At 63.6% G+C, this 6470-nt stretch carries 5 protein-coding genes and 1 pseudogene; 4 read left to right on the forward strand and 2 right to left on the reverse strand.

Going from position 1 to position 6470, the window contains the following annotated elements; translation table 11 throughout:
- The first annotated feature begins 41 nt into the window (after nucleotides 1–41).
- The 4 genes and pseudogenes from JGU71_RS02350 (at nucleotide 42) to JGU71_RS02365 (ending at nucleotide 3725) form a co-directional block, all read left to right on the forward strand.
- Nucleotides 42–1046 carry an SMP-30/gluconolactonase/LRE family protein gene (locus JGU71_RS02350; RefSeq protein WP_233528571.1) on the forward strand — a complete coding sequence of 335 codons (1005 nt, stop codon included), beginning with the start codon at nucleotides 42–44 and terminating at the stop codon, nucleotides 1044–1046.
- Between the two features lie 26 nt (nucleotides 1047–1072).
- On the forward strand, nucleotides 1073–1435 hold the full coding sequence (locus tag JGU71_RS02355) for a DUF6285 domain-containing protein (protein ID WP_199701578.1): 363 nt from the start codon (nucleotides 1073–1075) through the stop codon (nucleotides 1433–1435).
- Nucleotides 1432–2440: pseudogene (locus JGU71_RS02360) on the forward strand (phosphotransferase family protein). Before JGU71_RS02355 ends, JGU71_RS02360 begins: the two are co-directional and overlap by 4 nt.
- Nucleotides 2441–2456: 16 nt before the next feature.
- The gene (locus JGU71_RS02365; protein WP_199701579.1) at nucleotides 2457–3725 is read left to right on the forward strand and encodes an acyl-CoA dehydrogenase family protein; all 1269 of its coding nucleotides are present in this window, start codon (nucleotides 2457–2459) and stop codon (nucleotides 3723–3725) included.
- 202 nt (nucleotides 3726–3927) lie between these two features.
- Here JGU71_RS02365 and JGU71_RS02370 read toward each other — a convergent pair whose 3' ends face one another.
- Both JGU71_RS02370 and JGU71_RS02375 read right to left on the reverse strand, forming a co-directional pair.
- The gene (locus JGU71_RS02370) at nucleotides 3928–5109 is read right to left on the reverse strand and encodes a benzoate/H(+) symporter BenE family transporter (protein WP_199701583.1); all 1182 of its coding nucleotides are present in this window, start codon (nucleotides 5107–5109) and stop codon (nucleotides 3928–3930) included.
- 24 nt (nucleotides 5110–5133) lie between these two features.
- Nucleotides 5134–6345: a CaiB/BaiF CoA transferase family protein gene (locus JGU71_RS02375; protein ID WP_199701585.1), complete on the reverse strand. Its 1212-nt coding sequence runs from the start codon at nucleotides 6343–6345 to the stop codon at nucleotides 5134–5136.
- Nucleotides 6346–6470 lie beyond the last annotated feature (125 nt).

Here is a 6470-nt window from a genome sequence, read left to right on the forward strand (position 1 = left end):
CACGGCGGCGATCTAACCCCGCTCCAGTAGTGTTGCGTGTCATGGCAATCGGGGAGATGATTCGATTTCGAAACACGAGGTCGCGGGTTGGTGCATCCAAGGTAACCGCGGTACTCGCTGCGGTGGCCGCGACGTGTCTCGCCGCAGGTGGACCGACTGTCGCGAATGCGGTTCCGACGTCGTGTGCGGCCGGTTGGGAAGCCACGACCCTGGCGTCGGGTCTGGGTTGGATCGAGAACCTGGAATCCGACGGCAAGGGCGGCTTCTATCTCACCGGCGCCGACAACGGCGAGATCTATCACGTGAATTCGGAGCGACAGGTCTCAACACTGTTGCGTGGGCTCGACAAGCCCGCAGGGATCCGTTTGATCGGCGATCTGCTGTATTTCGTCACTGGCGACGATCCGACCCGGACAGTTGCCGACGGCACCTTGCAACGTCTCGATCTGAGCACCGGTGAGCTTACTGTCCTGCTCGAAGGGTTGTTCGGCCCCAATGGTCTACTTCTTCTGCCGGATGGCGATCTGCTCATCTCGCGACTCGATATTTTCGGTCCACCAACCGGCATCACACGCTACCGACCCGCAACCGGTGCCGTCACACCGTCGTGGTCGAAAGTTCAGCGTTCCAACGGCCTTGCGCTCTCCCCGGACGGAAACTCGTTCTACACCGGTGACGTCACTTCGACGATCATCCGAATACCTTTCGACGCACCGGACACGTCCACGGTGGTGTCGACCATTCCGAATTTGATAGCGCTGCCCGACGATATGCAGGCAACTGCCGACGGCAAGCTGTTCGTAGCCGACCACTTGGCAGGCGCGGTGTATCAAGTCGATCTCGCCACGGGGGAGTCGTGCAGCATTGTCACAGGGCTGACGAAGCCGAGCCCGATTCGGATTCCACCCGACGGCCCGACTTCGGTGCGCATCGCGGCGGATGGTGACGGCTGGGCGCTGTATGTCACCGCGTTCGACGGCACGCTCCGCAAGCTCGTTCCGCCGGCCAATGTTGACCTGACGCCAATAGGGGTGGAAACCGGTTAACGTGTGAGGCGACCCTGGAGGTGAGAGTGCAATACCGACCGGACTCGGCAGAATTGCTGACAACACTGGCCGACCTCCTCGACGACGTCCTCCTGCCTGCGCTGCCCAGTTCGCTGCAGCATCGCGCCAGGGTCGCGGCAAACGTCGTTCGGATTCTCGAACGCGAACAACGGCTTTCACCCGATGCCGATCAGCAGGCGCGAACTCGTTACGGCGCACTCCTCGGTCACGACGGCTCGGCAGCCGAACTTGCCGTAGAGCTCGGTGTGCTGCTCAGAGGCAATACCGACGGCGACCTCGAACGCGACGCCTGGCACGCGTTGGTCGACGTAGCGAGAGCCGATCTGGCCATCGCCAAGCCTGGTTACGACGGGTGGGAGGGCGAGTGAGCCAGAGCGGGACCGAGGCAGCTCACGACACCGTCGCAGGTATCGAACGTTTCCTCGGAGACCAGTTCGGTGGGACGTGGACGGTGTCGAACCTCGTTCCGGTCTCAGCGGGCGCGCGCAGGCGCAACGTCGTTCTGGATGCGGTCACAGCAGGTGAGCACCTCCGGCTGGTCGCTACGATCGTGCCGACGAACATCGAGCTGGTTCCCATCACAGCGGAAGCCGGGATCCGAGAACTTGCGCGCGACAACGGTGTCCCGGTGCCCCGAATCCACGCGGTCTGCACAGACCCGACCTACGTCGGAGCGTCGTTCCTACTGTCCGAACGCGTCGATGGCGAGACTGTCCCGCGCCGCGTGCTGCGGCTCGTCGAAGCCGAGGGAATCGGCAACCGGATCGCGGAGCAACTCGGCGTCGCGATGGGTCGGCTGCACTGTATCGATCCAGCGGTCGCAGGCTTTCTTCCCGGCGACGAAGACGCCGATCCTGCCTCGGCCGCACTGGCCGAACTCGATTCGGCCGTCGACCTGCTGCTCGCCGACAGGCCTGTGTTCGCTTTCGCCCTGCGTTGGCTCGAGCGGAACCTCCCCGGACCACCACCACGCCGGACGGTTGTTCACAACGACATTCGCAACGGCAACCTCATTGTCGGGCCCGACGGTCTTCGAGCCGTTCTCGATTGGGAAGGCGCGCGTTGCTGGGGGACCCAATGCGCGACGCTGCGTGGGCAGCCTTGCGGATGTGGCGTTTTCGGGAGGACACCCGCGAAATCGGTGGTTTCGCAGATCGCTCGATTTCGTCGCCGGCTACGAATCCGTCGGCGGGCTCTTCGATTCCGATCGATTTCATTGGTGGAAGGTGTTGTGCACGTTGTGGTGGGGCGTCGGATTGGCCAGTCAGGCCGCGGCACATCTCGACGGTACCGTCCGCGACATCGTGATGGCCGCGAGTGGTCGACGTGTGCCGGAAATCGAGTGGGATCTGTTGATGCTCACCAAACCCTGATCGGAGCACATCGGACATGGACCTCGACCTGCCGAGCGACCTCGTCGCCTATCTCGCCGAACTGGACGACTTCATCGAGCGCGAGATCGTTCCCCTCGAACAATCCGACGACAACATACGCTTCTTCGACCATCGCCGCGAAGATGCCCGAACCGACTGGGAGCGAGGTGGTTTGCCGACAGTCGAGTGGGAGGCGTTGCTCGCGGAAGCTCGCAGGCGCGCCGATGCCGCCGGACACCTCCGCTATCCGTTCCCGGCCGAGTTCGGCGGCAGAGACGGAACGAACCTCGACATGGCGGTCATCCGTGAGCATCTCGCCCGGCGTGGACTCGGGTTGCACTGCGACCTGCAGAACGAGCATGCAATCGTGGGCAACAACGTCGGATTGATGCTGATGCTCGAATACGGGTCCCCGCAGCAGAAGTCCGAGTGGATCGACCGATTGGCCTCCGGCACTGCCGGTTTCGCGTTCGGCATCACCGAACCCGAACACGGTTCCGATGCGACACACATGGAGACCAACGCAGTTCGCGACGGTGACGAGTGGATCATCAACGGCGAGAAGACCTGGAATACGGGCGTGCACGTCGCCGCCGCAGACCTCGTCTTCGCGCGAACGAGCGGCCGACCGGGCGATGCGGTCGGAATTACGGCCTTTCTGGTTCCGATGACGACGTCCGGCTTCGTGGTCGAGGAATACCTGTGGACGTTCAACATGCCGACCGACCATGCTCGGGTCTCCCTCACGGACGTGCGGGTGCCGCACGAGGCGATCTTCGGCGGCGAGGGACGTGGACTTGCGGTCGTGCAGCACTTCTTCAACGAGAACCGCATTCGTCAAGCTGCATCCAGTCTCGGAGCGGCCGAGTACTGCATCGATCGGTCGATCGAATACGCGAAGCAGCGCAAGCCTTTCGGCAAACCCCTGGCCGCCAACCAGGCGATCCAGTTCCCGATCGTCGAGCTCCGAACCCAATGCGAGATGCTGCGCACCCTCATCCACAAAACGGCATGGCTGATGGATCGTGATGGACCGTTCTCGCAGTCGGCGCAGGTGTCGATGTGCAATTTCTGGTCGAATCGGTTGTGCTGCGAGGCGGCCGACCGCGCCATGCAGATTCACGGCGGACTCGGCTACTCCCGTCACAAACCGTTCGAGCACATCTATCGGCATCATCGCCGATACCGCATCACCGAGGGCGCCGAGGAAATTCAGATGCGGCGCATTGCCGGCTATCTGTTCGGGTTCATGCCATCGGGAGCGCCGAAAGGTGTCGACCGATGACTAGCTCGTCCACCTAAGCCGCTGTCGCCATCAGATCGGTGGTTGTGCTGTGGTGTTCATCGAATCTCCCCGTTTCGATAGAACTGATGTTCGACAAACCTACCGCGACCCACCGACAGAAACTGATCGCCGAAACGTCCCCGCGGGGACGTCGAAACCGGCCCGACACGTCCCCGCGGGGACGCCTGAATCGGGTCGACGTTTACGACCTCGTCAGCAGGGTGGCCCGCGTGATCAACCCCATCACCAGTGCCCAGAACGCCGAGCCGATACCAGCGATGGTGACGCCCGACGCGGCGATCACGAAGGTGACGGCAGCGGCTTCGCGGCCTCGCTCGTCGCGCAGACATGCCGCCAACGAGGACGCGAGCACGCCGAGCAGGGCAAGGCCGGCGACGGTTTCCACGATTCCGGTCGGCGCTGCGCCGACCATCGTGACGAGCGCCGCGGACCCTAGTCCGAGGACGAAGTAGGTCAGACCGGCCGAAACGGCGGCAATCCACCGCTTCTTCGGATCGGGGTGTGCGGCAGGTGCCGCCGCGAGTGCTGCGCTGATGGCCGCAAGATTGACAGCGTGCACACCGGCAGGCGCGGTGACGGCAGTGCCGATGCCGGTGACCGCCATCGACGACCGCCACGGAACCGTATAGCCGTAGGAGGCCAGCACAGCGCTGCCAGGAATGTTCTGCGACGCCATGGTGACGATGTAGAGCGGCAGCGCGATACCGATCGTCGCCTGCCACGTCCACTGCGGTGTCGTGAGGACGATCGAGGGCCCGAGGCGTGACGTGTCGACGTCGGAATCGCCGGTGATGATGCTTATGCCGATCACGACTGCGGCGGCGCCGAACGCCGCAGGAACGGCCCAGCGGGGAGAGAAACGCGTAATCAGCAGCCAAACCACAACGACGGGTGCGATGACAGCAGGATTGTCGGCGAACGCGGTCACCGGTTCGACACACAGCGGCAGGATCACCCCGGCAAGCATCGCCTGTGCCAACGACACCGGAATGGACGCGATCAAGGAACCGAGCTTGGACCAGATTCCGGTCGCCACGATGGCAAGACCGGTGACGACGAACGCACCGATTGCGGCAGGCCAACCGCCCGCGACAACGCCCGTGCCTGCGAGCAGCGCCGCGCCCGGAGTCGACCACGCGAGTGTGATCGGCATTCGGTAGCGGTACGCGAGGAACACGATTCCCACGGCCATCACCAGCGACATCGCGAAGAGGCCGGACGCCGCCTGAGCGGGCGTCGCACCGACCGACCGCAGACCCGCGAGGACCACGGCGAACGAACTGGTGAACCCGACGAGCGCTGTGACTATGCCCGCGCTGATCGGCTGAGACCGCTTGATGGTCGACGCAGTGTCATCCGGCACGAACGCCGAGTCTGCCACCCGACCTCAAGCCGTCGACACGGCACCGAAGGCACCGCCACGCGCAGCTTCGTCGATCCGGTTCCGGTCGTAGTTCAGCAACTCGGTGAGCAAAGCCTCGGTGTGCTCGCCGAGGAACGGTGCCCGGCGCACATCGGGTGGCGTCGAACCGACTCGTACCGGCGACGCGATGGTTGACATCGTTCCGAATGTTGGATGCTCTGTCTCGACGATCATTCCGCGTGCAACGGTCTGCGGATCCGCCAGCGCCTGTTCGACCGAATTGACCTCGCCGACGGGTACACCTGCATCCCGTAACAAGGTCAGCCAATCCGCGCGCTGTCGGGTCCGCAAGATCGAGTCGATGATCGTGCTGAGTTCGTTCGCATTCCTATGGCGATCGGCGAAGGTTCGGAACCTGTCATCGGCTGCCAGGTCCGGACGACCGAGTGCCCCCGCGAGGCGGTGCCAGAATTTGTCCTTCGGACACGCGATGACGAGCCAGCCGTCGGCGGCTTCGAACGTGCCGAACGGGACGAGCGACGGATGTGCCGAACGGCTGATGCGTTGCGGTTGGTAGCCCTCGTTGAGGTGCCAGACGCCGAGGTAGCTCAGCATGCTGATCGCCGTATCGAAAAGGCTGACGTCACAGTCCATGCCGACACCGTCGCGCCGGGCAGCAAGCAGACCCGACGTCAAGGCCAACGCAGCGACGTAGCCCGTCGAGAAATCGACGAGTGAGAGACCGGACTTCGTCGGCGGTCCGTCCGGTTCGCCCGTCACGTCCATCCAGCCGGCCATACCTTGCACGATGTAGTCGTATCCGGGCTCACGCATCCGTGGTCCGCTCATCCCGAAACCCGACAGCGAACAGCAGACGATAGCTGGATTGAGGTGGGCAACATCGGCGTAGCGCAGGCCGAGGGCGGCAGGCACGTCGCCCCTGAGATTGGAGTAGATGGCGTCGGCACCGACAACGAGGTCCGAGAAGACGGCCCTGCCTGCCGGTACGGCCAGATCGAGTGCGATCGACTTCTTGTTTCGGTTGAAGCTCTCGAAATAGAGCGAGTCGCCGTCGACGACATAGGGCGGCACTGTTCTCGACACGTCACCGCCGGTCTTCGGGTCTTCGATCTTGATTACTTCCGCACCGAGATCAGCGAGATGCAACGACCCGAACGGTCCTGCGCCGAACTGTTCGATCGCGAGAATTCGGACCCCTTCGAGAGGACGTGGCATGTCGCGTTTCCTTCCAATGGTCGTGTGACCAGCATCTTGTGAGATCCTCTGTTCGGCTGACACCGCGCCGCGCAGATCGCATGCTCGTCGAGTGTGCTGTGACGTACCGGCTGCCGGTCGGCCTC

It is taken from the genome of Antrihabitans stalagmiti, assembly GCF_016482825.1.
Taxonomy (GTDB): domain Bacteria; phylum Actinomycetota; class Actinomycetes; order Mycobacteriales; family Mycobacteriaceae; genus Antrihabitans; species Antrihabitans stalagmiti.

Excerpts from the sequence above, each read along its gene's own strand:
- JGU71_RS02350 (WP_233528571.1), top strand. The coding sequence starts at position 42 with ATGGCAATCGGGGAGATGATTCGATTTCGAAACACGAGGTCGCGGGTT.
- JGU71_RS02375 (WP_199701585.1), bottom strand. The coding sequence starts at position 6,345 with ATGCCACGTCCTCTCGAAGGGGTCCGAATTCTCGCGATCGAACAGTTC.
- JGU71_RS02365 (WP_199701579.1), top strand. The coding sequence starts at position 2,457 with ATGGACCTCGACCTGCCGAGCGACCTCGTCGCCTATCTCGCCGAACTG.